We start from the raw sequence: 25957 nt of genomic DNA on the forward strand, positions 1-25957 counted from the left end.
CCGCTCAGTCGCCGCGGCGGACGGGGCCGAGGAGCTGCTGCTCCTTGGCCGTCGTGACGAGCCGGAGCGGCCGCCACAGGTTCGCGCCCAGCGCGACCACCTGGTCGTCCTTCAGCGTGGTCAGCTGCCGCATCATCTGCGGCGGCAGCCGCCAGATGCGTGCGGCCAGCTCGGCCTGGCCCACGGGCAGCCGCTGCATCAGCACGATGTCCGCCGCGTTCGCGATCGTCGTCGCCTGCGGGTGCAGGTACGGCAGCACGTACACGGTCGTCTGCCAGGGGGAGCGCGGCGGGAACAGGTCCTGCGGCGTCGGGCCGCCGTCCGTCACCACGAGCAGCGGCGCGTCCTCCGACGGCCGCGGCAGCTCGACGGGCGACAGGCGGCGGATCTGCGCCAGCGGCGAGGGCTGCCCGTTCGGGCCGGTGCCCGCGGCCTTCGGCAGCACCTGCCACGCGGCGGGACGCCCGGTCGCGATGACCACCCACGCACCCACCGCCATGGCCCGCAACGCCACCTGCCGGGCGAGGTACAGCCCGCCGACGAGCACGATGCGCGTCGGCACCGCCCGCAGCGCCGAGATCGTCAGGGGTTCCCCGTTGAGCCCGGAACCGACCACGATGCCGCCGCGGTCGCCGGAGGGGCTGATCGCGTCCAGCAGTTTCGGGTCCACGGTGAACTCCGGGGCCACCCCGTTGTTCCGCCCCGGATCACGCAGTCGCAGGCTCACGCCGTTCCTCCCATCGGCAGGGTCGCCGCCAGGCCCTCGATCTGCAGGCCCCGTAACGGCGTCAGCGACACGCCCACCTTGTCGGCCAAAGTGGACAGCCGGTCGTCGGCCGCGTCGAGCTCACGCGGGTTGCGCGCGCTCATCCGGACGACGCCACGCAGCCCGATCTGGCCCTCGTCGTCGGCGGGGGAGATCGACAGCGCGACGGTCGCCGACAGCGCACGCACGCTCGTCAACGCGTTGAGGCTGTTGGTGATCCGGCCCTTCGGCCAGCTCGTGATCGCGTAGCTGGCGTGCCCGATGCCGGCGGCGGTGACGCTCGTCCAGTGCTCCCGCATGCTCGTCCGCGCGTCGCTGCCGGCGACGGCGGTGAGCTCCGCGGCGGAGATCCCGGCCCGCAGCAGCTCGTCCGGGTCCAGCGGCCGCGTCGGCACGCCCTGCGACTCGAGTGCGTTGCGCACCCGGGACAGGGCACCGATCAGCGCCCGGTGCGCACCGACGACGCCGCCCCCGCGTTCCCGCACCGCCGTGGGGCAGCGACGGGGGTCGAGCCGGATGGCGACCCACGTCGTGCGCCGCGCGGCGGCGGGCAGCGGGCCCAGGACCTCCATGTAGGACGTCAGCGCGGGCGACTCGGACGGCAGCGCGGCGCTGCCCGGGTACGTGTGCCAGATGACCTGGATGGAGTCGAGCACGACGCCGCGGTCCTCCAGCGTGGACGCGAGCGCCGACAGCGGGAGGCTCGGCGCGCCACCGGCCTGGGTGATCAACGCGGGGGTGGGCTCGACGAGCAGCACGGCGGTCCAGGTGCCGTCGTGCCAGGCGAGGCCGACCTGCTGGCGTTCGTGGTCGATGCTGTGGGCCACGACGAGGTCCGGGACGACGAGCCGCAGCAGGCTGACGCGGGCGTCCTCGGGGCCGGTGACCGCCTCGTCCTGGTTGGGTTCCACGTTCGGCGGGGGCGGGGTCGCCACCCGGTCGTGTGAGCGGAACGAGTAGCGCAGCGTCAGGCCGAACCACTGCGTGAACCACTTGCCACGCCACCGGATGATCGCGACGAGCAGCGCCGCGCCGACCACCCCGACGGCGACGTACAGCATCGAGGTGTTGATCGCGAGCAGGACCAGCCCGATCGCGAGCCCCACCTCGAGCACGACGAGGTTCGCGACGGGGAACGGGCCGAGGCTCGCGTTGGCGCGCCGGGGCCGCGCGGGCGGCGCGACGGGCGCCGGAGTGGCGCCGCCGGAGGGCGGGCCCTGCCGTCCAGGGGGAGGACCGCCGGGGCCACCGCCACCGGGTCCACCGGGGCCGCCGGGGCCCCCGCCGCCGGGGCCGCCAGGTCCACCGCCGCCAGGTCCACCCGGGCCGCCGGGGCCACCACCCCCGGGGCCACCAGGCCCGCCTGGACCACCGGGGCCGCCACCGCCCGGACCACCCGGGCCGCCGGGACCGCCGGGACCGCCAGGCCCGGGGCCACCAGGCCCACCGGGTCGACCGCTACCGGGCCCGCCAGGACCCCCCGGACCGCCGGGCACAGGGCCCACAGGCCCGCCGGGCACAGGACCGCCGGGCCCGGGAGCGGGCACGCCGGGCCCACCCGGTCCGGGCACACCCGGCCCGCCCGGGCCGGTGGGGACGAGGGGCGGCTGGCCCGGCCTTCCGTGCCGGGGCGGCGGACCCGCCGGGCGCCGGGGCGGCGGCGAGCCAGGAGGCCCACCCGGTCGTGGCGGCGTGGTGACGGACATCCGCGCTTTCTCTTCCCCTCGTCGTACTGCTGCCGAAAGCGAACCCGACCCTAGCGCGGTCGGCCCAGCTCCAGTTGCCCGAAACCCGCACCAGTACGGTTCTCCTACGGTTATCCTGCGGAACCGTACCGCGACTCGGGGAGCTGTAGGTCCAGAATGCCGTCAACACCGACAACCAAATCTCAGGTCCAGGCGTACCGCTTCGTGCTGCGCCGGATGCAGTCGGCCCTGGTACGGCGTGACTCGGTCATGCTGCACGACCCGATGCGCACGCACGGGCGCGCGACGATCGTCGGGTTCATCCTCGGGCTGCTCGGCATCGTCGGGTTCGTGATCTACGGCCTGATCAGCCCGTCCCCCGCGGTCCCGGATTCGGGCATCGTGATCGGGAAGGACTCCGGCACCATCTACGTGGTTTCGGGCAACCCCAAGTCGCTGACGCCCACGTTCAACCTCGCCTCGGCGCGGCTGCTGCTGCTCGCCCAGTCCAAGGGTGCGGCGGGGCAGGTCGTGGAACCGACTGTGGTACCGGACAATTCCCTGAAGGACATCCCGCACAACCGCCGCACCGGCATCGTGGACGGGCCGCAGTTGCTGCCGACCGCGGACCAGCGCATCAGCGACGCGTGGGGCGTCTGCGACAACCTGATCATCAACACCAAGCTGCCGGAGTCGCTCCAGCTGCAGCAGGCCGGGCGGGAGACCACCGTCTTCGCGGGGGTTTCCGATCTGGGCAAGGAACTCGCGCTCGACTCGGCGGTGTACGCCAAGGCGGACAACGGGAAGTACTACCTGATCTACCGCCTGCCCAACAACCCGAACGACCCCAACGCCAACACCGTCCGCGCGCAGGTCGACCCGAACGACCCCGCGGTCGCGTCGCTGTTCCGGCTCGCCACTCCGGCCCGGCAGATGTCGATCGGCCTGCTGGGCGCGATCCCGGAGGTGCCGAGGCTCACCGCTCCCACGATTCCGGGACTGGGCACCGGGTCGAACTTCCCGCAACTGGCCGGTGAAGGTCTGCGGAACGGCAGTGTGTTCGCGGTGAACAGCGTGACCGGGGCGCGGGACGTGTACGTGCTGCTGCCGACCGGCATCCAGAAGGTCGAACCCGCGGTCGGCGACCTGATCCGCGCCGCGCAGTCCAGCAGCCGCGACATCCCCGAGGTCAGCCCCAACGAGATCAACGGCATCCACCAGATCCAGCCGGCCGACCCGGACGCGCTGCCGGTGACCACCATGCCGTCGGTGGTCCCGACCATCCTCGACCCGACGAAGTTCCCGTCGACGTGTCTGAGTTGGACGGTCGTGAACAACCAGCCGCACACGGTCGTCTCGGTCGGGGAGACGCTGCCCAAGCCCGCCGACGCCAAGCTGATCGACATCGGCAAGCCCGACCCGGACGGGCTCAAGATCGACCACTTCTACATGCCGCCGGGCCGCGCCGCGGTGGTCCAGTCCGCGACGGGGGCGGACTCGTTCGGCAAGGGCCCGATGAGCCTGGTGACCGACAACGGCCTGCGGTACGGCATCCCGGACGCCAACACGCTCAAGGCGCTGGGGCTCGACAACCCGGCTCCGCGCCCCGCGCCCGAGACGATCCTGAAGCTGCTGCCCGCGGGCACGTCCCTCAACGTCAGCGACGCACAGCGCAGTTACGACGACATCCCGGTGAGCCCCAACGCCGGCACGTTCCCGACGCAGCAGGGCGACGCGGCCGCGGGCAGCGGCCAGTCCAACGGCGGGAACTGACCGAACGCGCGACGACAACGGGCCCGGCAGCCTCACCTGGCTGCCGGGCCCGTTGTTCGTGGGGGAGGTTCAGTGCCGGTACAAGCCGGACCGGCGACCCGGGTGAGGTAGCCGCCGGGCGCCGTTCTTCGCGCGATCCGGGCCGCATGCGGACGGGCCCGGCGACCTAGCGATCGAGGCTGCTGGGCACGTTTCCGCCGGAGGACTACTACTGCGCCGGGCGGTTGCGCCGGATGGTGTGGACCACGAACAGCGTGATCAGCAGGACGAGGATCCCGCCGCCGGTGCCGGCGAGCGCCACCGCCGCGGGCGTCCAGTTCTTGTGCGCCGCGGGCGGCAGACCGGACGGCAGCTGCTCGGCCCGCGCGGGCGTGATGCCTTCCTCCGAGGGCACGATCGCGGTCAGCGCCGCCACCGGGTTCACCACGCCGAAGCCGATGTAGTTGTCCCGGCCGCCGGGCGCACCGGGGTGCTGCGCGGTCGCCTCGATGCGGTGCATCACCTGGCGCGCGTTCAGGTTCGGGTACTGCGCCCGCACCAGCGCCGCGACACCGGCGACGTACGGCGCCGCGAAGCTCGTGCCCTGGATGTCCTGCAGCTTCCCGTCTTCGACGACCTGGTTCGCCAGCGCGCTCGTGCCCTTCGACGGGTCGAGCGAGGTGATCTTCGTGCCGGGCGCGGCCACGCTCACCCACGGCCCGTTCATGCTGAACGACGCCACCCCGCCGGTCTCGTCGATCGCCGCGACCGAGAGCACGTCGTCGGCGAACCACGGCGGGCTCACGATCGACTGGGGCCGGTTCGGGTCGGGCTGGTTGTTCTGCTTGCAGCTCTCCGAGGTGTTCCCCGCGGCCGCGACGACCACGACGTCCTTCACCGTCACGGCGTAGTGGATCGCGGCCTGGAGCTCCCGCTCACCGGAGTTGATCGTGCCGTCGGCGGGACGGCAGTTGTCCACCGACATGTTGATGACGTTGACGCCGAGGTTCGCGGCCCGCACGACCGCCTGCGCCAGCGTGTGCGTGTTCCCCGCGCCCTGCCCCTGTTCACGGCTGCCGCCGCCGGTCTGCCCGCCACCACCGGAGCCCGAGGGCTGGCTGGGCTGCGAGTAGTTCTGGCTGGACTGCCGGATGGACACGATCTGCGCGTCCGGCGCGACGCCCTTGAAACCCGTGTCCGCCGGGGTGTTCGCGGCGATGATGCCGGCGACCTCGGTGCCGTGGCCGTCGCAGTCCTCGAGGCCCTGGTTGGCGGCGTTGACGTAGTCACCGCCGCCCTGCACCGGGAACCGGAAGTACGGGTGCTGCGTGACGCCCGTGTCGATGACCGCGACCTTCATGCCGCCACCGGCGCTGCCGCGGGCGGAGACCGCCAGCTTCTGGGCCTGCTCGATCTGCAGGTACTGCTGGCCCCACGGCTTTTCCCGCAGCACGATGTTGTTGTCGAGGTCGCGCGTCACGCACTCCTTCGACTTCTGGTACGGGATGTCGCTCTGCTGCCCGTTGCCGTCGTCCGGATGACCGACGCTCACCGGCGGCGGCGCCCACGGCTGCCCCGCGGTGGCCGACGACTCCTGGGCGGACGCGCTCAGCGGGCCGAAGACCCCGAGGGCCCCCGCCAGGAGCACGACCGCGGACCGGCCGGGAACCCCCAAGGTACGCACGAAATCCCTCTCAGCCGAACGAGACGTGGCGCAGCGTCGTGTACAGGTCCATCACGGCGAGCGCGAGCGGCAGCACCGTCGCGATGCAGATGGCCTCGAACACCTCGACCGTCCGCCGCAGCGGCGGCGAGAAGCGCTGGTTCGGGAAGATCACGCCGACGACGAGCGAGCCCGCCGCGACGAGCACCAGCGTCCCGAAGACCCACATCAGCCGTCCGGCCGGGCTCTGCGTGAAGATCCAGCCGATCAGGATCCCCGCGCCCGACACCATGCCGGTGGTCAGCAGGGCCACGGCCTGCGCGCCGTTGGCGTAGGACCGGGCGCGCAGCAGCAGGACCAGCGTCGCCACCACCGCGGTGATGATGCCGAAGACACCAGGGGCGGTCGCGGTGATGATCGCCGCCACCGCCGTCGCGCTGCCGCAGCCGATGAGCAGGCCGGTCATGTAGTTGTGCGCCACCGCGGTGCGCCGCTCGATGGCGGTGTAGTCCGGGTAGGAATCGTCCTCTTTGAGCTCCTCCGCCGTGCCCGGCACGTGCGGCAGCGGGAGTTTCGCCAGCCAGATCGTGGCCCTCGGCAGCACCGAGATCGCCGCCAGCGACACCGCCGCGGTCCCCGCCGCGATGCCGGGCGCCGGGTGCGCGATGAGGGTGGCGACGGTGAACGCCAGCACGCCGATGACCCCGGCGGTGGCGGCCGCGATGAACGTCGTGATGCCCGCGCCCATGACCAGGATCGCGACGGCCGCGAGGATCACCACGAGACCGCTGCCCAGCAACAGGTTGGCCCGCAGGGTCAGCCCCGGCACCGCGTAGAACCCCGCGACGAACGCGAACGGCAGCCCGCCCGCGGCGGCGATCACGACGCCCGTGCTCTCGGCCTGGTAGGCGTTGGCGATGGTGGCGCCGACCGCGAGGCACGCGATGGCGGCGACCCCGGCGGCGACCGCGGTGGCCAGCCCGTTGCCGCCGAACAGCGGGCCCGCGGTGAACAGGGCCACGGCCGCGGTGATCAGCGCTAGCCCGCCCGCGATGTGGCCGATGCGCTGCGCGGTCTCCTTCGTCCACGGCCGGAAGCTGTCCGGGTCGGCGTCGGCGATCGCGTCGACGACGTCGTCGTACAGCGGCGGGGGCGGGTTCTCGTTGCGGCGGCGCAGCTGGAGCAGCTCACCGTCCACAACGCCCAGTGACGCGAGGGTGCGGCTGGGGTCCAGCGGTGCGTCGCCGAGCTTGGCCAGCGCCCAGCCGCCGTGGCGGGCGCCGCCGTCGGGCGACGTCTCCTTCGCCATCTCCAGCAGCATCGGCAGCAGGTCGGCGACCGCGACGTCGGCAGGCAGTGCGACGTCGATCCGGGTGCGCGGTGCGACCACCGTGACCCTGCTGAATACCGTCGTGCCCGTTGCCACGTGCGTGCCCCCTAAGAAAGAGAATGGTGCGGGCTACTTATACCCGGCCGGCGCCGCTGCTCGTACCCCGCCACCCGCCGGAGAAGTCCCGGACTGTCGGTGGCCGGTCCTAGTATGGGCGCACCTGGGGTCGCCGTGGGGCGTTTTCAGCGGAAACGGGTCCGGTTCGCGCGGTATCGCCCCGCCGGAGGGCCGGGGTTCGCTAACGTGTGGGACGGCCCTGGACCTGGCAGGAAGTCCGGGCGTCGAGTTGAAGAGGGGTCCTTCGGTGAGCACGCTGCAGTTCCGGAAAACGCCGCGCATGGCGGCGCCGCGCCCACCGGGTGGAGAGGTGCACCTCGAACCGCCGCCCGAGGTGCCGCGCACGATCCCGGGCAACATCGTGCAGAAGATGATGCCCGTGGTCATGATCGTGGCCACGATGGGCATGGTCGTGCTGCTGTTCACGACCGGCGGCTCGGCGGCCCGCAACCCGCTGACCCTGATGTTCCCGCTGATGATGGTCATGTCGATGGGCGGCATGTTCGCCGGCGGCGGGAAGTCCGGCGGGGCCAAGAAGGCCGAGATGAACGAGGACCGCAAGGACTACCTGCGGTACCTCGGCCAGATGCGTGAGCGCGCCCGCGAGGCGATGGCGGAGCAGCGCGCGTCGCTGGAGTGGGTGCACCCGGATCCGCAGGCGCTGTGGTCGCTGGCCGCGAGCCGCCGCATGTGGGAGCGCCGCCAGAACGACCAGGACTTCCTGCACCTGCGCGTGGGCCGCAGCTCGCACCGGCTGGCCACCCGGCTCGTCCCGCCGCAGACCGGTCCCGTGGACGAGCTGGAGCCGATCGCGACGCTGGCGCTGCGCCGGTTCGTGCGCGCGCACTCGATCGTGCCGGACCTGCCGACGCAGATCACGTTGCGCGGGTTCGCCGCGGTGAGCCTGCAGGGCGACCGCGAGCTGACGCGCGGGCTGACGCGCGCGATGCTGGCCCAGCTGGTCACGTTCCACAGCTGTGACGACGTGCTGATCGCCGTCGCCACCGCGGGCCGGGCGAAGGCCGAGTGGGAGTGGGCGAAGTGGCTGCCGCACGTGCAGCACCCGGAGTTGTCCGACGGCATCGGCCAGATGCGGATGATGGCGGGGTCGCTCGCGCAGATCGAGCAGTGGCTGGACGCCGAGCTGCGGGACAGGCCGCGGTTCTCGCGCAACGCGACGCCGAACCCGGACCAGCCGCACGTGGTGATCGTGATCGACGACGCGGAGGTCACGCGTGAGGAGCAGATCATCCTGGAGGAGGGTCTGGTCGGGGTCACGCTGATCGACCTGTCCGACTCGCTGGGCAACCTGGCCGCCCGCCGTGGTCTGCGGCTGGTGGTGGAGGAGACGCGGGTCGGCGCGCGCAGCGCGGGTGGTGTGGAGTGGTTCGGCAAGCCGGACTTCCTGAGCGTGGTCGAGGCGGAAGCCCTGGCCCGCAAGATTTCGCCCTATCGGGTCGGTTCCGCGGCCGAAGAAGCCAGTTCGGACGAACCGCTGCTGTCGAACCCGACGTTGCTGGAGCTGCTCGGGATCCCCGGCGACCCGATGACGTTCGACGTGCAGCAGGCGTGGCGGCCGCGGCCGGTGCGCGACCGCTACCGCGTGCCCTTCGGGGTCGGCGAGTTCGGGCAGCCGGTGGAGCTGGACATCAAGGAAGCCGCGATGGAGGGCATGGGCCCGCACGGCCTGTGCATCGGGGCGACCGGTTCCGGTAAGTCGGAGTTCCTGCGCACGCTCGTCCTGGGCCTGCTGGCCACGCACTCGTCCACCACGTTGAACATGATCCTGGTGGACTTCAAGGGTGGCGCGACGTTCCTCGGTCTGGACAAGGCGCCGCACGTCGCCGCGACGATCACCAACCTGGCCGGCGACCTGACGCTGGTCGACCGCATGAAGGACGCGATCGCCGGCGAGGTCGCCCGGCGCCAGGAGGTGCTGGCGAAGGGCAACTACAAGAACGTCTGGGACTACGAGAAGGCGCGGGAGAACGGCGCCGACCTCGACCCGCTGCCGGCGTTGTTCATCTGCATCGACGAGTTCTCCGAGATGCTGACGGCGAAGCCGGACTTCATCGACATCTTCCTCCAGATCGGCCGTGTCGGCCGGTCGCTGCAGATGCACATGCTGCTGGCCTCGCAGCGCCTGGAGGAGGGCAAGCTGCGTGGTCTGGACACGTTCCTGTCCTACCGGATCGGTCTGAAGACGTTCTCCGCGGCGGAGTCCCGCGCGGCGATCGGCGTGCCGGACGCGTTCGAGCTGCCGTCGATCCCGGGTTCGGGCTACCTCAAGTACGACACGTCGACGATGGTGCGGTTCAAGGCGTCCTACGTGTCCGGTCCGTACCGGCCCGCGGGCATCAAGACGGCGGGCCCGGTGTCCACGGTGGTGCGCGCGGACAAACGCCCGCAGCTGTTCGTGCCCGACTTCGTGGAGTTGCCGCCGGAGCCGGAACCCGAGCCGGAGCCCGTCGCGGCGGCGCCGGTGAAGGAGTCCGACGAGGCCACCGAGCCCACCGAGCTGGAGGTGATCGTCGACCGGCTGGTCGGGCAGGGCCCGCCCGCGCACGAGGTGTGGCTGCCGCCGCTGGACGAGCCGAACTCGCTGGACACCCTGCTGCCCAACCTGAACCCGACCGAGGACCGCGGCCTGTCGCCGGTCGGCTTCTTCGGCAACGGGAAGCTGCAGGTGCCGATCGGGATCGTGGACCGGCCCTTCGAGCAGCGGCGTGACCCGCTGTGGGCGGACTTCTCCGGTGCGGCGGGGCACGGTGTCGTGGTGGGCGGCCCGCAGTCGGGCAAGTCGACGCTGCTGCGGACGCTGATCATGTCGCTGTCGCTGGCGAACACCCCGGAGGAGGTGCAGTTCTACTGCGTCGACCTCGGCGGTGGGACGCTCGCCGGGCTCTCCGGCCTGCCGCACGTCGGCGGGGTCGCGGTCGCGCGGCGCGAGCCGGACAAGGCCCGCCGCATCATCGCCGAGCTGAACACCCTCGCGAACGAGCGGGAAGGCCGGTTCGGGGCGATGGGCATCGACTCGATGGCCGACTTCCGCAACCGCAAGCGCCGCGGTGAGATCACCGCGGAGCAGGACCCGTTCGGTGACGCGTTCCTGATCGTGGACGGCTGGCGCGCCATCCGTGACGACTTCGAGGAGCTGGAGCCGCAGATCACCGCGCTCGCGCAGCGCGGTCTGGCGTACGGCATCCACGTGATCATCTCGGCGAACCGGTGGGCCGACATCCGCCCCGCGATCAAGGACATGCTGGGTACCCGGTTCGAGCTGCGGCTGGGTGACCCGAGCGAGTCCGACATCGACCGCCGGGTCGCGGTGAACGTGCCCGAAGGCCGCCCCGGCCGCGGGCTGACGCGGGACCGGCTGCACATGCTCACCGGGCTGCCGCGCATCGACGGCAGCAGTGACACCGAAACGCTCGCGCAGGGTGTGGCGGACGCGGTGGGCAAGATCGCCTCGGCGTGGCAGGGGCGGATCGCGCCGCAGGTGCGGCTGCTGCCCGAAACCATCACGTACGACGAGATCCTGTCGATGGACAAGCAGCGGCACACGAAGCTGGTGCCGATCGGCATCAACGAGGACGAGCTGGCGCCGGTGTACCTGGACTTCGACGCCGACCCGCACTTCCTCGCCTTCGCCGACGGCGAGTCCGGCAAGACGAACCTGCTGCGGCAGATCGCCCGCGGGATCACCGAGCGCTACACCGCCAAGGAAGCCGTCATCGTGCTGGTGGACTACCGGCGCACCATGCTCGGCTTCATCGAGGGCGCGCACCTGCTCGGGTACGCGGTGTCGTCGAACCAGCTCGAAGGGATGATCAAGGACATCCACGGGTCGATGACCCGCCGCCTGCCCGGTCCGGACGTCACGCAGGAGCAGCTGCGCAACCGGTCCTGGTGGAAGGGGCCGGAGCTGTTCGTCCTGGTCGACGACTACGACCTGGTGGCCACCCAGACCAGCAACCCGCTCAAGCCGCTGTCGGAGTTCCTGGCGCAGGCCAAGGACGTCGGCCTGCACCTGGTCGTCGTGCGGCGCACGGGTGGCGCGTCGCGGGCGTCGTACGACCCGATCATCGGCAAGCTGAAGGAGATCGCGGCGCCGGGCATCGTGATGAACGGCAGCAAGGACGAAGGCCAGCTGCTGGGCAACGTCAAGCCGGGCCCGATGCCGCCCGGCCGCGGCATCCTGGTCAGCCGCAAGGTCGGCAAGCAGCTCATGCAGGTGTCGTGGATCCAGCCGGAGTGAGCCCCGCGGCCCCGACCGCGCAGCCGCGCCCAGCGCCCGCCCCCGTGCGGCCGCTGGGCGTCGGCCGTGCCGGGGTGGCTCTCCGGTGTGGAGGTGGGCGGTGACGCTCCGGGTCGCGGTCGATTTCGGGACCTCCAGCACGTGCGTCGTGGCGGCGCTCAACGGGCGTGAGCCGCAGGTCGCCGTCATCGACGGGCATCCGTTGATGTCCTCGGCCGTCTACGCCGCGGCCGACGGCACGCTGTTCGTCGGGCAGGAGGCCGAGCGCCAGGCCGCGGTGGACCCGTCCCGCTACGAGCCCCACCCGAAGCGCCGGATCGACGAGGGCGAGCTGCTGCTCGGCGACACGGTCCTGCGGGTGACCGACGTGGTCCGGGCCGTCCTGTCCCGTGCGGTGTCCGAAGCCCGGCGCCTGGCGAGCGGTGCCGAGGTGGACCTGCTCGTGCTGACCCACCCCGCCGACTGGGGCGCGGTGCGCACGCGCCTGCTGCGGCAGGCCGCCGGCGGGCTCGCCCGCGAGGTCACCCTCGTGCCGGAACCCGTGGCGGCGGCGGTGTTCCACGCCGCGACGTTCCCGCCGCTGGAGGTCAACCGCGACCGCACGGTGGAGATGAGCAAACGGCCGGGGGAGACGCTGGCCGTGCTCGACCTGGGCGGCGGGACGGTCGACGTGAGCGTCGTCAGCCGTCCCCCGGCGAACGGCAACCGCGGCCGGTTCCAGGTGCTCGCGACCCGCGGCGATCCGAGTTTCGGCGGCGCGGACGTGGACCAGGCGCTGCTGGAACACGTCGGGAGCCTGGTGTCCTCGGCGGACCCGGCCGCCTGGCGGGAGCTCGTGGAGGGCCGCGAGCTGGTGGACCGGCGCCGCCGCCGGGTGTTGCGGCAGGACGTGCGGGGCGCCAAGGAAACGCTCTCCCGGCACGCGTACACCGACATCCCGCTGCCCCCGCCGTTCCCCGACGCGCACGTGACGCGTGAGGACCTGGAAAAGCTGATCGCCGCACCGTTGAGCCGCACGGTCGAGCTGACGTGCGCCGCGATCGAGGAGGCGGGGTTGCGGCCGAAGCAGCTCACCGCGATCTTCCTCGTCGGCGGGTCGAGCCGGATCCCGATGATCTCCCGGCTCGTGCACGAACGCACCGGGGTCGTACCGACCACTTTGGACCAACCGGAAACCGTGGTGGCCCGCGGTGCGCTGCTCGCCGTCCGGCAGGAGCAGGCACGTCCGCCCGCGCCGCGCCCGCTGGCAGAGCAGCGCACGGAACTGGTGCGGGGGCCGAACGCGCCGCGTCCCGGGTTCGCCTCGCGGCCACCGGTGCGCCCGCCCGCAGCGTTCGCCCCGCCCCGCCCGCCGGCGCCGCCGGTGTCGCCGCCGCACGGCATCCCGGCCGCGCAGGCCCCGGAAGCGCCACGCCGCAAGCGGAAGCTCCTGTGGCTCGGCGGCGGCGCGGTGGTCGTCGTCGCGGCCGTGGTGGCGGGGTTGCTGGTGTGGCTGGGCGGCGGGGACGAGCCGCCGCAGGGCAAGGTCGTCGCGCAGTACCACTACCAGTTCTCCGCACCGCAGGACTGGACGCAGACCGGTGGGCAGCCGCAGTTCCGCGAGACGCTGATCAAACCGGCCGACGCCACCACGCAGAACGACGCGATTTCGGTGCAGGAGTACGAACTCGCCTACGACGCGACGGCGGATCCCCGCCAGCTCGCGGACAACCTGCGGAAGCAGGCCGAACAGGCGGGGGATGAGTACTCCGGTTTCGACGCCGCCGCGACGTTCGGCGGGCGCCAGGTCATCTACTACCGGCAGGCGGGGAAGTTCGGCCCGATCGACTGGTACGTGCTCGCGCAGGGGCGCGTCCAGGTGAACGTCGCGTGCCAGTACGCCGGCCAGCAGGTGCACGATCGGGTGGCGGCGGCGTGCGACCAGGTCGTGCGCTCACTGCAGATCACCGGTTAGCAGCTGCGAATCCGTGCTGTTTTCCGAGGTGGGGGACGGTTTTTCGGATCGGTTGCCCGTTCGGGCATTCACTCTCGCAACTACTTCGGGGCAATCCGCGACAAGCGGGAACCGATTCTGGCAAGGTCTTCGTCGTAGGTTCGTACCCACCAAGCAGTACGGACAAACCACGAGCGAAGGGGGCACCCTCTCATGGCAGGCGGTTTCACTGGGGATCCGGCACAGTTCGCGGACGCCCACACGAAGGTGAACGAGACCAAGCTTCAGATGGACCAGAACCTGAAGCAGCTGGCGAGCAACATCGAGGCCACGCGCGCGGGCTGGGACGGTCCGGCGGCCAAGGTTTTCCAGCAGGTCATGGACGCTTTCGGGGAGAAGTCCATGAAGCTGAACGACGCGCTCGAGCACATCGCCGAGATGCTGAAGTCCTCCGGTGTCCAGTACGAGACGCAGGACCAGGACGTGCAGCAGCAGATCAGCTCGCTGCAGGCCGCCCTCGAAGGCCTGTAAGTCGTTTCCGGAAATCCACAGAACTTTTTAGACTCGGAGGGAAGAAATGCCTGACGGCGCCATGAAGGTCGATTACGCCACGATTCACCAGGCGGCGGACGACTGCAAGAAGACCGGTGGGGAGATCGAGTCGCTGTTCGACAAGCTCAAGTCGGACATCGCCCCGCTGACCGACAGCTGGACCGGTGACGCGCAGGAAGCGTGGCGCCAGCGCCAGGACGAGTGGAACCGCGCGCTCGAGGACATGAAGGGCCTGCTGGCTCGCATCGCGACCGCGCTGCCGCAGATCGCCGACGGTTACCAGTCCACGGACCAGGGCATCACCAAGATGTTCGGCGGCTGACCTTTCCGGTCTGTCCGAAAAAGGGTCCCGGTATCGCACCGGGACCCTTTTTTCGTGCTCTATTTCGGCGCGCCGACCTCGTACTGGGCTTCGTCGTTGAGCACCCGCACGGTGATCTTCTTCGGCTGCCCCGCGACGGTGGCGGAACAGTCGAACGTCGTTCCGGTGCGGACCGGCTGGTCCTCGGGGCAGCTCACGTTCGCGACGTCACGCTCGCCGAAGTCGTCGCGCAGCACGCGGGCGACACCGTCCTGAACGGACTGCCGGTCCAGCGTGGGCCCGTCGAACACCCCGAGCCCCCACGCCGCCCCCGCACCCCCGGCCACCACGAGCACGACGACCGCCCCGATGAGCCACGGCTTGCGGGAACGGCGTGTCTTCGGCTCGAAGGCGCCGAAGCCCCCGTACGTCGCCCCCGGCACCCCGTACTGCGCCGCGGGCGGTGTGGGCGGTGCGGAGGGGTAGGCCGGGGCTGGCGCGGTGGGCTGGGGTCCGGTGGCGTGGGCTTGCTGGCCGGTGAAGGGCTGGACCGGCTGTGGTCCGGTGGCGTGCGCCGGGTGCGGCCCGGAGGGCTGGGCTTGCGGGCCGGTGAGGTGCTGGACCGGCTGGGGTCCGGTGGCGTGCGCCGGGTGCGGCCCGGAGGCCTGCGCTTGCGGACCCGTGAAGGGCTGGACCGGCTGGGGGCCGGAGGTCTGCACGGGGTGCGATCCCGGGGGCTGTACCGGTTGGGCACCGGTTGCGTTTCCCGGCTGCGTCCAGGGCTGTGCCGGAGGAGGCCAACCCTGGGAAGTCCATCCTTGCCGAGGGTCCGGCTGCCCCGGCCATCCAGGGCCGCCGGGTGCTCGTCCCTGCCACGGTCCGGCGGGCTGGCCTGACGGGGGAGCGGCGAACGGTGCGCTCTGCTGCGCCGTCGCTCCGCCGGGCTGCCACCACCCTGCCTGGCGAATGGGCGGCTGTCCGGCCGGAGGCGCCGACGGCCCGGCCTGCGCGGACCCCGGCTGCCCCTGCTGAGTTCCCGACGCCACGCTGAACGTCGACTGGTGGCCTGGTGCCACGTCACCTCGCGTGAGCCCCGACCCGACGGCCGGTGCGGCTTCGGCCGCAAACTGACCCGGCGCCGCTCCGGGGGCGGAACCTTCCTCCTGCCGCACCGCGCCTTCCGGCTCCGATGCTGCCGCCCTCTGCGGCTCCGGCGTTGCCGCGCCGGGTGCCGCACTCGGCACCGACCCCGCCCGCTCCGCCGCTACCGTGCCCGGCGCTGTCCCGCCCGGCTCCGCTGCCGCGCCTGGCCGCGGCATCGCGCTCTCCGGCTCCGGCGCTACCGCGCCCGGCTCCGCTGCCCTGCCGGGCGCCGCGCCCTCCGGCGCTGTCGCGCCCCGCTCCGCACCCTCCGGCCCCGGCCCCTCCGCGCCCTCCGGCCGCGCCCCATCCCCGGGCAACCGCTCCTCCGCCATCCGCCTCACCGGCCCTGGATCTCGCCCATGCGGGCGTAGAAGTCGCTCACCGCGGTGCTGTCCGCGAGGACCGTCACATCGGCCGGGTCCGGGAGTTTCGGCAGGTCGTTCTCCGTCGGGGTGCCGTCGAGGCGGTAGTGCGTCCTCAGCTCGACCTCGTGCCCGCCGCCCGCCACGGTGCCCTCCAGCTGCAGCTCCGCCAGCTTCCCCCGCGCGTCGATCACGATCCGGGCCCGCAGGGTCTGCGCCTTCAGCTCCGCGCCGATCTGGTCCAGGATCGACTGCGGGAACACCACCACCCGGTTCTGCAGCACCGCGCCGAGCGTCACATCCGCCGTCAGCTCGACACCGCCGTCCGCCTTGCTCGTCGCCGTCTTCGCCCGACCCTGGTCGACCGAGTCGGACACCGCCCCCAGCAGCTTGCACACCCCCTGCCCGCCGGCCCAGAAGCACTCGTTCAAATCACCCGCCGTATACGGCATCGACACCCAGTGTGTGGGCGCGAGGCTCGCGTACACCGGCCCCAGCAGCATGTACTCCACGGGACTGTTCGCCGGGTGGTACATGTCCAGGTACTCGTTGGAGTCGAGGTTCGAGTGGTTCTTCGCGAGCCTCGCCGGCGGATCACCGAGCTGCACGGCGCTCACGGTGCTGTTGATCTTCTTCGTGTCGAACCGGGCGAACGTGTCGAGCACGCTCTTGCGGCTGTCGGTCCCGTCGAGCCGGTCGGCGAGCTTGTCGAGCGTCGCCGAGAACTTGGCGCTCACGTAGGCCGCGGCCTCGGCGCCGTTGGGCACCGCGGTCCCCGCCCTCGCGCCACCGCACGCGCTCACGAGCAGCGCCACCGCGGCCACGAGAGCGGCCATCTTCGTCCTCGGTGGGCAGGCGGTCACCGGCTCACAGTAGTATGGGCCAGGCTCGGGTACCCCCGCTTTCCAGAGCACCGGAGTGAGGGGGTATCTTCATATGTCGTTGTGCGCTGCGGCGCTATAAGCGCTCGGCCCGCACTCGACCCCACACGCAAGTTGACGACGAGGTAGACCCTTGCCCACGTACAGCCCCAAGCCTGGCGATGTCACCCGTGCCTGGCACGTGATCGACGCCGAGAATGTCGTGCTCGGCCGGCTCGCGACCGAGGTCGCCACGCTGCTGCGCGGCAAGCACAAGCCGACCTTTGCCCCTCATGTGGACACCGGTGACTTCGTCATCATCGTGAACGCCGAGAAGGTCGCTCTCACCGGTAACAAGCGCGAGCAGAAGTTCGCGTACCGGCACAGCGGCTACCCCGGTGGTCTGCGCAAGCGCTCGTTCGGCGAGCTGCTGGACACCCGGCCCGAGCGGCTGCTGGAGAAGGTCGTCAAGGGCATGCTGCCGAAGAACAAGCTCGGCCGCGCGCAGGCGAAGAAGCTCAAGGTCTACGCAGGCCCGGAGCACCCGCACAGCGCCCAGCAGCCGCAGCCGTACGAGATCACCAAGATCGCGCAGGTCGCCCAGTGAGTGAGGAAACGTTCGTGACCAGCACCGAGACCGAGGCCACGGACGTCGAGGCCCCCGAGGCCGTCGACGGCGTCGTGACCAGCGAGACCCCGGCCGCCCCGCGTCCGTCGCGCGCCGCCGGCGGGTCCGCCCAGACGGTCGGCCGCCGCAAGGAGGCCGTCGTCCGCGTGCGGCTCGTCCCCGGCACCGGCGAGTTCAAGCTCAACGGCCGCAGCCTCGAGGAGTACTTCCCCAACAAGGTGCACCAGCAGCTCATCCGTGAGCCCCTGGTGACCGTCGACAAGCCGGACTCGTTCGACATCTTCGGCAACCTCAAGGGTGGCGGCATCTCCGGCCAGGCCGGTGCGCTGCGCCTGGCGATCGCCCGCGCGCTCGTCGAGGTCGACGCCGACGACCGGCCCGCGCTGAAGAAGGCCGGCTTCCTGACCCGGGACGCCCGGGCCACCGAGCGCAAGAAGTACGGCCTCAAGAAGGCCCGCAAGGCTCCGCAGTACAGCAAGCGCTGATTGCCGCTGCCTCCGCGAAGGCGCCCGTCCACACCAGGATGGGCGCCTTCGTCGTTTTCCGCGCCGGCGACGTCAGGTCCCGGCCCTCGCGCAGGTCCGGTGGGGCAGAAGGCACTCCCCACGGCACTGCCCGAGCCAGGGGTTAACGTCGGAAGCGGGGGCGCTAGGTTGTCCGCGTCGCACAGAGGTTCGAGGAGAGAAAACACATGGCTCGCCTGTTCGGCACCGACGGGGTTCGTGGTCTCGCGAACGGGGACCTGACGCCGGAACTGGCGCTCTCCGTCGCGGCCAGTGCCGCCAGGGTGCTCGCCGCGCACGACCGCTCGCACCGCCCCGTCGCCGTCGTCGGCCGGGACCCGCGGGCGAGCGGCGAGATGCTGGAGGCGGCCGTCGTCGCGGGGCTCGCCTCCGCGGGCGCCGACGTGCTGCGGGTCGGCGTGCAGCCGACGCCCGCCGTGGCGCACCTCGTGGGCGCGCTGGACGCCGACCTCGGCGTGATGATCTCCGCGTCCCACAACCCCATGCCCGACAACGGGATCAAGCTGTTCGCCGCCGGCGGGCACAAGCTGCCCGACGGCATCGAGGACGAGATCGAGGCGGGCCTGTCCGGCAACGGCAGCCGCCCCACCGGCGCCGAGATCGGCCGCGTCACCGACGTGCCCGACGCGCTCGACCGCTACACCCAGCACCTGCTCGACTCCCTGCCGCACCCGCTGACCGGGCTGCGGATCGTGGTCGACTGCGCCAACGGCGCCGCCTCCTTCGCCGCGCCCGAGGTGTACCGCAAGGCCGGGGCCGAGGTCGTCGCGATCTCCGCGGAGCCCGACGGCATCAACATCAACGAGGACTGCGGCTCCACGCACATGGACAAGCTGCAGGCCGCCGTCCGCGAGCACGGCGCGGACCTCGGCATCGCGCACGACGGCGACGCCGACCGCTGCCTCGCCGTCGACGCCTCCGGTGAGCTCGTCGACGGGGACCAGATCATGGCCGTCCTCGCGCTCGCGATGGCCGAGGCGGGTGAGCTGACGCACGGCACCCTCGTCGCGACCGTGATGAGCAACCTGGGCCTGCACCTGGCGATGCGCGAACACGGCGTGCAGCTGCGCACCACCGCCGTCGGCGACCGCTACGTGCTGGAGGAGCTGCGGGCCGGCGGGTTCGCGCTGGGCGGCGAGCAGTCCGGGCACGTCGTGTTCCCCGCGCTCGCCACCACCGGGGACGGCCTGCTGACCGCGCTGCGCCTGATGAGCAGGGTCGCCGCCACCGGGAAGCCGCTCGCCGACCTGGCGTCGGTCATGCGGCGGCTGCCGCAGGTCCTGATCAACGTGCGCGTGGCGGACAAGGCGGCCGTGGTGAACTCGGACGCGGTCCGTGACGCCGTGCAGGCCGTCGAGACCGAGCTGGGTGAGCAGGGCCGCGTGCTGCTGCGGCAGTCCGGCACCGAGCAGCTGGTGCGGGTCATGGTCGAGGCGCCGACGCACGACGTCGCGCAGACCGCCGCCGACCGGCTCGCCGGCGTGGTTTCGTCAGTTTCCTAGCCACACCACGGCCCGTTCGAGGCCGTGGAACACCGGGTGTGTGCTGTATTCCACTTCGCGCACCCGGTGCCCGGGCCGCAGGACCCGCGCGAGCGCGGACAGCGCCACGTCGGCTTCGGCGAGCGCGACCCCCGCGCCGGGGCAGGTGTGCGGACCGGCGCCGAACGGCAGGCCGTCGTCGAGCCGGACGGCGACCGTCTGCCCGGCACGCACCGGGTGCCCGGCCAGCTCGACGTCTTCCGTGGCCCGCCGGTAGACCAGCCGGGCCGGGACGATTTCGTTCGCGAGCGACCGCGCGTCCTCCGGCCGGCGTTCCACAACGAGCCGCAACCCGGCCAGCGCCAGGAAGTTCCGCGAGTTCTCGAACGCCGCGTGCGCCAGCATCACCGGGGTGACGAGGCGTTCCTCCTCGGTCACGTCCGCCTCCGGTAACACCCCGGCACGCGCGAAGAACATCGCCAGCCGCAACGCCGCGGTGTCGGCGGCACCGCCCCGGCCGAACCACGCGTCGAGGTTCGCCGTCACGGCCTCGATGTCGGCGATCACCCGCGGCGGCAGGTCGACCCCCAGCACGACGGCCGTCACCGCCGCGGCGACGGGGCGCGCGAAGTCCGCGACGAGGTCGAACTCGTCGCCGAGCCCACCGGCTATGCCTTCGATCCGCGCACGCACGTCCGGCGGCAGCGGTTCGGCGCGCGCGATCATGCCGCGCACCACCTCGCGCAGCCGCGTGTGGGCGGGGCCGTCCATGAACAGCAGGTTCGCCTGCGCCGAGCCCGGGTTCGAGCTGAGTGCGGAACTTCGCAGAGCGGCCAGACAGGCGGCCCGCGTGCTCAGTACCGTGTGGTCATGTGCCATGGCGGATCCCACGGTAGAACGCGATGACGGTGCCCGAGGACGTTTTGCGCGGCTCACTGCTCGATCGGCTGTTCGCGAGGGCCGGGGACGACCGGCCGGTGTTCACGTTCCTCGACTACCGGGGCGGCGGCGAGCACAGCCTGACGTGGGCGCAGCTCGCCGAACGCGTGCGGGTGGTGGCGCACCGGCTGCGGGAGATCGCGGAGCCGGGTGACCGCGTCGCGATCGTCGCGCCGCAGGACCTCACGTATCCCGTGGCGTTCTACGGCGTGCTCGCCGCCGGGATGGTGGCGGTGCCGCTGTTCGACCCGTCGCTGCGCGCCCACCGCGGCAGGCTGCTCGGCGCGCTGGAGGACTGCGGGGCGGAGGTCTGGCTGACGTCGTCGTCCACGCTCGAGCGCGTGCGGGAGCTCGGCGAGCCGCGGCACGTGCTGGCGGTCGACGAGCTGGACGGCCCCGGCGCCGATCCGGTCCCCGTCGACCCCGAAGCGCCCGCGTACCTGCAGTACACCTCCGGCTCCACGCGGAAACCCGCCGGGGCGATCATCCCGCACCGGGCCGTGGTCGCGAGCTGCTGGCAGGCGAGCCTGGCGTACGAAGTGGACAGTGGGACGACGTGTGCGGGCTGGATCCCGTTCTTCCACGACATGGGGCTCGTCCAGCTGGTGTGCCTGCCGGTGTTCCTGGGGTCGCGGTCGGTGTTCATGGCGCCCGTGGAGTTCGTGCGGCGGCCCGAACGGTGGCTGCGGCAGCTGTCGGACTACCCCGACGTCTTCACCGCCGCGCCGAACTTCGCCTACGACCTGGCCGTCGAGGCGGCGCCCCGCGAAGGTCTGGACCTGTCGGGCGTGCGGATCGCGCTCAACGGAGCCGAAACCGTGCGCCCGCAGACGGTCGAGGAGTTCCAGAAGGCGTTCGGGCCGTACGGGTTCCGCCGCGAGGCGCACCGTCCGTCGTACGGGCTCGCCGAAGCCACGGTGTACGTGACGAGTGCGGGTCCAGAGGGGCCGACGATCACCGCGTTCGACCGCGACGCGCTCGCGGAGGGGCGGGCGGTCGAAGTGGGGCCGGACTTCCCGCAGCGGCGGGAGCTGGTGTCCGTGGGCAGGCCGGTGGGGCAGCTGGTCCGGATCGTCCACGACGGGCGCGTGCAGCCGGACGGGGTGCTCGGCGAGGTGTGGGTGCACGGTCCCCACGTCGCGGCCGGGTACTGGCGGCGCGAGAACGACGCGTTCGGCAACCACCTCGAAGGGCTCGACGGGTGGCTGCGGACGGGGGACCTCGGCGTGCTGCACCGCGGCGACCTGTACCTCACCGGGCGGCTCAAGGACCTCATCGTCATCGACGGCCGCAACCACTACCCGCAGGACATCGAGGGCACGGTGGCGCAGGCGCATCCCGCGATCCGCCGGGACCGCGTCGCCGCGTTCGCAGTCGAGGACGACCGCGGTGAAGGTGTCGCCGTCGTGGCGGAGCGGCTGCGGGACGCGGAGCCGGACGAGGCGGAGGTGGCGCGGGCGGTGCGGCGCGCGGTGGCGCAGGAGCACGACCTCGCCCTGCGTGCGTTCCACCTGGTCGGGCCCGGTGAGCTGCCGCGCACTTCCAGCGGGAAGGTGTCCAGGTCGGCGGCCAGGGCGCAGTACGGTGGTCCCCATGTCTGATCACGTCGCCGAGGTCCGCAAGCTCGTGTGCGACACCTTCCTGCTCGACCCCGAGCGCGTGCGGCCGGACACCCCGCTCGAGGAGCTGGGCATCGACTCCAAGGGGCGCATCCGGCTGCTCGCCACGCTGGAGGTCTTCTTCGAGGTCACCATCGACCTCGACGAGCGCGACCAGCTGACCGACGTCGAGTCCGTCGCGCGGATCCTGACCGAGGCACTGCGGAACAAACCAGGTGAAACGGCTGCGCGGTGACGCGGCGGGTGAGTACATTCTTTGCACGGGCAACGGCACCGCGCGCCGGGGACGTGCGTCGGAACTGCCGTAAGCACACCTGGTGAGGGGGACTCGGACATGAGCGGCGGCTACACCGCGAGCACCGACGCGATGGCCTCGGCGTCGAAGAAGATCACACAGGTGGCCGAGGACCTGCCGGACAAGAACACCGACCTCGCCAGCTCCCCCGTGACGGCGCAGGGCTTCGGCCAGGCCCACGGCGACCACGCCCAGAAGTACACCACCGGCGTGCAGACCCTGTGGCAGGCCGTGAGCGGGTACAGCAACACGCTCAACGCGTTCGGCGCCAACATCGGCTCCGGCGGCCGCAGCTACGCCGAGAACGACCACGCGCAGGGCAACGCGATCTCGAATGCGGGGACCGTCTGATGGCCAAGAAGTGGTCCGAGGTCAAGGCGCTGCTCGACGACCCGAGCGTGCCGCCCGAGCAGAAGACGATGCTGATCAGCGCGTGGCAGCAGGAGAACCAGGCGCCGCTGTTCGAGGGCATGCCGTCGTCCTCCACGAAGGAGGAGCGTGACGAGGCGGCGCGGTACGCGGAGGCGTACAACGCGACCCCGATGCTCGGGTTCCAGGGCACCGACGCGGCCTACGACGCCGCGAAGAAGGCCGGGGACCAGGCGAGCTACAACGAGCGCGAAGAGAAGAAGGCCGTCGACGAGGGCAAGACGCAGCTCGACGGCAAGCAGGCGCCCGCGCCGGGCGGCACCGGCACCAAGACGTCGGACGAGCTGTTCGACGCCGCCGAGCCCGCGCTCAAGGTGTTCCAGACCTTCGGCTCGCTGCTCGCGAAGATCCCGGACGACTGCCGGGGCAACACACGGCCACTGGACTTCAACAACGACATCAAGAAGCGCTTCGACGAGCAGCGCGGCATCAGCTTCGAGAACTTCCTCGCCGACGCCGACCACTTCAAGACCGGCGCCACCACGGTGGACCAGGCCGTCAAGGACACCGGCACCACGCTGAGCACGCTGTTCCAGACGTGGAGCGGCGCGGGCGCGGACGCGGCATCGGACCACTACAACGACCAGATCCTCCCCAAGGCGAACAAGCTCGCGCAGACCCTCGAGGACGCGCACGAGGCGACCACGACGGCGGTGCACACGGTCTTCCAGCTGTGCAAGGGCAAGGCCGACGCGGTCGTCGCGATGTACACCGACCAGGTCGGCAAGGCCGACTACGCCATGGCGCAGAAGGTCGTCGCGGTCGCGAACGGGGAGCACGCCGAGAAGGACGACCTGAAGGCGATCGCCGGCTGGATGGACCTCAACTTCGGCACCAACCTCGTCGAGACGCTCAACGACGACGGCTGCTGCGACGACGACGACATCAAGAAGCACGGCCAGGACCTGGCCAAGCAGTGGATCCAGAACCAGTTCAACCCGGACATGTGGGACCGGCTGTACAAGGGGTTCGACAAGACCTGCAAGGACACGCTGGACCTGGTGAACCAGGCCTACGACGCCCTCGACGACGTCATGGGCAAGATCAAGAACGAGTTCGAGGGCGCCAAGCAGCCCACCGGTGAGACGAAGCCGAGCGGTACCGGCGACCACAACGGGAACACCGGTGGCGGCGGGACCGGGACCGGGACCGGCGGTGGGGGAACGGGAAGCGGCGGTGGCGGGAGCACGACGCCGCCGTCCGCCACGGTGCCATCGACACCGTCGACACCGTCCACACCGGACCCGTCGGCGACCGCGGACGCGGCGAAGCAGGAAGCGCAGCAGGGGATCAACCCGTACACGGGCAAGCCGATGGAGGTCGACCCGGAGACCGGCGAGCCGTACCCGATCGACCCGAAGACGGGCGAGGCGATCAAGGACGCGGGCGACGAGCCGGAGACGCTGACCGTCGAGCAGGGCGACAAGAAGATCGAGATGTCCGAGCCGGACGCCGACGGCAAGATGGGCATCTCGGTCGACGACGGCACCGGGAAGCCGAAGGACTACCAGCTCGACTGGGGCGACGGCAAGGAAACCGGGACCGGGCAGCCGTCTTTCGGCCCGCAGGGTCCTGGTGCGACGCCGGGTCAGCCGGGGCCGGACGGCGCGTACCGGCCGGGTCCCGATGGCAAGATCCACATCGAGGACGGCAACCTCAAGATCACCGCGGAACGTCCCGAGGGGCCGGACGGCCCGACCGTCGTCACGATCGACGACGGCACCGGCGAGCCGACGAAGTACACCCTCGGCGAGGAGAAGCCTGGGGCGGAGAGCCTGGTCGGGAAGGACGACGGCTCGGTGCCGCGGCCCGTCAGCGGCGACGTGCCGCAGGGTTCGGGTGCTTCCGTCGGTGGTGGTGCTTCCGTCGGCGGTGCGCACTCGGACATCTCGATCCAGCCCGCCGCGGCTTCGGGTCCGGTGCCGGACGGCGGTTTCGGTGGTGGGCAGTCGGATGTCTCGATCCAGCCTGCGGCGGCTTCGGGGCCTGTGCCGGACGGCGCGGGTGGTTTCGAGCAGACGGTGCCCGCCACGAGCGAGCCGATCGGTGCCGGGGTCGCGGGCGTGACGAGCGGTGGTTCGCTGGGTGATGCGTCCTCGCTGGCGCCGGGGGAGCAGACCGGTGCGTCGATGCAGCAGCACGCGACGCCCGGGGTGCAGCCGATCGGGACCGAGGCGCTGGCGACGCAGCAGCAGGGCGGTGGTGCGGCTGGGTCCGGCGGGCTCGGCAGCCTGGGTTCGCTGGGCGGCATGATGGGTGGCATGGGTGCCGCCGGCGGTGGTGGCGAGGACCAGGAGCGCAGTTCCCGGGCGTACCGCATCGACGGCGGGATCTTCAACTCCGGTGGGGCGGGCGGCCGCATCAGCGGTTCGCTCGACGACGAGGGCGACCGGTCGGTCACCCAGCGGTAGGGCCGCGGGACGAGGAGGGGCGCATGGTCTCGGACGAGATCCGGCGGTTGAAGGCCAGGATGGACGGCCTGGTCCGCGAGCAGGCGGACCGGCGGGCGTTGCTGGACCGGCAGGGGCAGGAGATCCAGGCCCGGTCGCAGGAGTACATGACCAAGCAGGTGAAGGCGGCGGAGCGGTACGTCCAGCACCGCCGCGAGCTGGGCAGGCGGGAGCGCGAGGCCGGGGGCTGGGCCACGGAGAAGGCGCTGGGGGACAAGAGCACGGAGATGAAGTTCGGCCCGCAGGAGGACGACTTCGGCCCGGCGGGAACCGAGTCCTTCACCCCGCGCCAGCCACCCCCCGCCGACCCGCAGCCACGCCGAGGCCGCCACTCCCGAGACGACTTCGACGAGGACGACTTGTCCAACCGCAGCTGGCTGCGCTGACGCCCTTCGCCGGGGCGGTGGGGTTGGTGGGGCCTGGCTGGGGGCTTGGGGTGCCTGGCAGGGGCGCCTTGGGTCGCGGCCTGGCAGGGGGCGGCTTGGGGGCCGGTTGCCGTGGCGGCCCCGCCGACGCACCGCTGCGGTCGAGACGGGGAGTGCGCCTTCACCTGGGACATCCCCGGCCACCTGGCACATCTCGGCGGTTTCGCGTGCGGAATCCGCTGCCAGGTCACCGGCCGCTGCCTTGTGCAGCCACCGGTCACTCGCTCAGCGCCCGGCCGCCGTGCAGCGCCCGGGCGGTCGCTCAGCATCAGCCACTCCGGACCGCGCCCGGCCGCGCCCCTCAGCCCGCGGTCGCGCCGCGCCCGGCCATCCCCGCAGCTCCCGGCCGCGCAGCACTGCGGCGACCCCGCGGTGCCCGACCGCCTCCGCAGCGCGCCGCAGCACCCGGCCGGGCCGCCCCGCTCCGCAGTGGCCTCCGGCCGCG

At 71.9% G+C, this 25957-nt stretch carries 19 protein-coding genes and 1 pseudogene; 13 read left to right on the forward strand and 7 right to left on the reverse strand.

Annotated features, from left to right (window positions below; translation table 11 throughout):
• Positions 1-4 precede the first annotated feature (4 nt).
• Together ABFX51_RS03410 and eccE are read right to left on the reverse strand one after the other, a co-directional pair.
• Complete coding sequence (locus ABFX51_RS03410; RefSeq protein ID WP_091505002.1) at positions 5-727, reverse strand: hypothetical protein; 723 nt, start codon at positions 725-727, stop codon at positions 5-7.
• Positions 724-1896: pseudogene (eccE, locus tag ABFX51_RS03415) on the reverse strand (type VII secretion protein EccE); the annotation flags it as partial. The gene ABFX51_RS03410 and the pseudogene eccE, both read right to left, overlap by 4 nt.
• A gap of 732 nt (positions 1897-2628) precedes the next feature.
• Here eccE and eccB point away from each other — a divergent pair.
• Positions 2629-4224 (forward strand): type VII secretion protein EccB, encoded by a 1596-nt coding sequence (eccB, locus tag ABFX51_RS03420; RefSeq protein WP_091505000.1) that lies wholly within the window; start codon positions 2629-2631, stop codon positions 4222-4224.
• 208 nt (positions 4225-4432) lie between these two features.
• On the opposite strand, the gene mycP is transcribed toward eccB, so the two are convergent.
• Both mycP and eccD read right to left on the reverse strand, forming a co-directional pair.
• Positions 4433-5887 carry a type VII secretion-associated serine protease mycosin gene (gene mycP, locus ABFX51_RS03425; protein ID WP_346052025.1) on the reverse strand — a complete coding sequence of 485 codons (1455 nt, stop codon included), beginning with the start codon at positions 5885-5887 and terminating at the stop codon, positions 4433-4435.
• Positions 5888-5897: 10 nt separating this feature from the next.
• Positions 5898-7292 (reverse strand): type VII secretion integral membrane protein EccD, encoded by a 1395-nt coding sequence (gene eccD, locus ABFX51_RS03430; protein ID WP_346052027.1) that lies wholly within the window; start codon positions 7290-7292, stop codon positions 5898-5900.
• Between the two features lie 268 nt (positions 7293-7560).
• Here eccD and eccCa point away from each other — a divergent pair, with 268 nt between their 5' ends.
• The 4 genes from eccCa to ABFX51_RS03450 all read left to right on the forward strand — a co-directional run bounded on the left by eccCa (position 7561) and on the right by ABFX51_RS03450 (position 14378).
• Entirely contained in the window at positions 7561-11571 is a 4011-nt protein-coding gene (gene eccCa, locus ABFX51_RS03435; RefSeq protein WP_091504997.1) for a type VII secretion protein EccCa, read from the forward strand.
• A 100-nt stretch (positions 11572-11671) separates the two neighbouring features.
• The gene (locus tag ABFX51_RS03440) at positions 11672-13525 is read left to right on the forward strand and encodes a type VII secretion-associated protein (RefSeq protein ID WP_346052029.1); all 1854 of its coding nucleotides are present in this window, start codon (positions 11672-11674) and stop codon (positions 13523-13525) included.
• A gap of 192 nt (positions 13526-13717) precedes the next feature.
• On the forward strand, positions 13718-14035 hold the full coding sequence (locus ABFX51_RS03445; RefSeq protein ID WP_091504995.1) for a WXG100 family type VII secretion target: 318 nt from the start codon (positions 13718-13720) through the stop codon (positions 14033-14035).
• Positions 14036-14081: 46 nt separating this feature from the next.
• Positions 14082-14378: a WXG100 family type VII secretion target gene (locus ABFX51_RS03450; protein WP_091504994.1), complete on the forward strand. Its 297-nt coding sequence runs from the start codon at positions 14082-14084 to the stop codon at positions 14376-14378.
• A gap of 59 nt (positions 14379-14437) precedes the next feature.
• Here the strand turns inward: ABFX51_RS03450 and ABFX51_RS03455 are convergent, their stop codons facing one another.
• A complete protein-coding gene (locus ABFX51_RS03455; RefSeq protein ID WP_346052032.1) occupies positions 14438-15076 on the reverse strand; it encodes a DUF4333 domain-containing protein in 639 nt (212 codons plus the stop codon).
• A gap of 761 nt (positions 15077-15837) precedes the next feature.
• A complete protein-coding gene (locus ABFX51_RS03460) occupies positions 15838-16698 on the reverse strand; it encodes a hypothetical protein (protein WP_346052034.1) in 861 nt (286 codons plus the stop codon).
• Between the two features lie 178 nt (positions 16699-16876).
• Here ABFX51_RS03460 and rplM point away from each other — a divergent pair, with 178 nt between their 5' ends.
• From rplM to glmM, 3 genes are all read left to right on the forward strand, one after another.
• Entirely contained in the window at positions 16877-17329 is a 453-nt protein-coding gene (rplM, locus tag ABFX51_RS03465; RefSeq protein WP_091504992.1) for a 50S ribosomal protein L13, read from the forward strand.
• 14 nt (positions 17330-17343) lie between these two features.
• A complete protein-coding gene (gene rpsI / locus ABFX51_RS03470; RefSeq protein WP_091505209.1) occupies positions 17344-17835 on the forward strand; it encodes a 30S ribosomal protein S9 in 492 nt (163 codons plus the stop codon).
• Between the two features lie 206 nt (positions 17836-18041).
• Positions 18042-19376 carry a phosphoglucosamine mutase gene (glmM, locus tag ABFX51_RS03475; protein ID WP_346052036.1) on the forward strand — a complete coding sequence of 445 codons (1335 nt, stop codon included), beginning with the start codon at positions 18042-18044 and terminating at the stop codon, positions 19374-19376.
• Here glmM and ABFX51_RS03480 read toward each other — a convergent pair.
• The gene (locus ABFX51_RS03480; RefSeq protein ID WP_346052038.1) at positions 19365-20126 is read right to left on the reverse strand and encodes a cytochrome P450 family protein; all 762 of its coding nucleotides are present in this window, start codon (positions 20124-20126) and stop codon (positions 19365-19367) included. The genes glmM and ABFX51_RS03480 overlap by 12 nt on opposite strands.
• A gap of 131 nt (positions 20127-20257) precedes the next feature.
• On the opposite strand from ABFX51_RS03480, the gene ABFX51_RS03485 reads away from it, so the two are divergent.
• From ABFX51_RS03485 to ABFX51_RS03505, 5 genes are all read left to right on the forward strand, one after another.
• Entirely contained in the window at positions 20258-21895 is a 1638-nt protein-coding gene (locus ABFX51_RS03485) for a fatty acyl-AMP ligase (RefSeq protein ID WP_346052040.1), read from the forward strand.
• Positions 21888-22148 (forward strand): acyl carrier protein, encoded by a 261-nt coding sequence (locus tag ABFX51_RS03490; protein ID WP_091504988.1) that lies wholly within the window; start codon positions 21888-21890, stop codon positions 22146-22148. Before ABFX51_RS03485 ends, ABFX51_RS03490 begins: the two co-directional genes overlap by 8 nt.
• Positions 22149-22247: 99 nt before the next feature.
• Positions 22248-22559 carry a hypothetical protein gene (locus ABFX51_RS03495; RefSeq protein ID WP_091504987.1) on the forward strand — a complete coding sequence of 104 codons (312 nt, stop codon included), beginning with the start codon at positions 22248-22250 and terminating at the stop codon, positions 22557-22559.
• On the forward strand, positions 22559-25048 hold the full coding sequence (locus ABFX51_RS03500; RefSeq protein ID WP_346052042.1) for a WXG100 family type VII secretion target: 2490 nt from the start codon (positions 22559-22561) through the stop codon (positions 25046-25048). The genes ABFX51_RS03495 and ABFX51_RS03500 overlap by 1 nt, the downstream gene beginning before the upstream one ends.
• Before the next feature lie 23 nt (positions 25049-25071).
• Positions 25072-25473 (forward strand): hypothetical protein, encoded by a 402-nt coding sequence (locus ABFX51_RS03505; RefSeq protein ID WP_091504985.1) that lies wholly within the window; start codon positions 25072-25074, stop codon positions 25471-25473.
• Positions 25474-25957: the final 484 nt, after the last annotated feature.

It is taken from the genome of Amycolatopsis dongchuanensis (assembly GCF_039542405.1).
GTDB classification, from domain to species: Bacteria; Actinomycetota; Actinomycetes; order Mycobacteriales; family Pseudonocardiaceae; genus Amycolatopsis_E; species Amycolatopsis_E sacchari.

Bases quoted from the DNA above. Each gene is read 5' to 3' on its own strand.
- eccB (WP_091505000.1), top strand. From the start codon at position 2,629: ATGCCGTCAACACCGACAACCAAATCTCAGGTCCAGGCGTACCGCTTC.
- ABFX51_RS03445 (WP_091504995.1), top strand. From the start codon at position 13,718: ATGGCAGGCGGTTTCACTGGGGATCCGGCACAGTTCGCGGACGCCCAC.
- ABFX51_RS03450 (WP_091504994.1), top strand. From the start codon at position 14,082: ATGCCTGACGGCGCCATGAAGGTCGATTACGCCACGATTCACCAGGCG.
- ABFX51_RS03460 (WP_346052034.1), bottom strand. From the start codon at position 16,698: ATGGCCGCTCTCGTGGCCGCGGTGGCGCTGCTCGTGAGCGCGTGCGGT.
- glmM (WP_346052036.1), top strand. From the start codon at position 18,042: ATGGCTCGCCTGTTCGGCACCGACGGGGTTCGTGGTCTCGCGAACGGG.
- ABFX51_RS03480 (WP_346052038.1), bottom strand. From the start codon at position 20,126: ATGGACGGCCCCGCCCACACGCGGCTGCGCGAGGTGGTGCGCGGCATG.
- ABFX51_RS03485 (WP_346052040.1), top strand. From the start codon at position 20,258: ATGACGGTGCCCGAGGACGTTTTGCGCGGCTCACTGCTCGATCGGCTG.
- ABFX51_RS03490 (WP_091504988.1), top strand. From the start codon at position 21,888: ATGTCTGATCACGTCGCCGAGGTCCGCAAGCTCGTGTGCGACACCTTC.
- ABFX51_RS03495 (WP_091504987.1), top strand. From the start codon at position 22,248: ATGAGCGGCGGCTACACCGCGAGCACCGACGCGATGGCCTCGGCGTCG.
- ABFX51_RS03500 (WP_346052042.1), top strand. From the start codon at position 22,559: ATGGCCAAGAAGTGGTCCGAGGTCAAGGCGCTGCTCGACGACCCGAGC.
- ABFX51_RS03505 (WP_091504985.1), top strand. From the start codon at position 25,072: ATGGTCTCGGACGAGATCCGGCGGTTGAAGGCCAGGATGGACGGCCTG.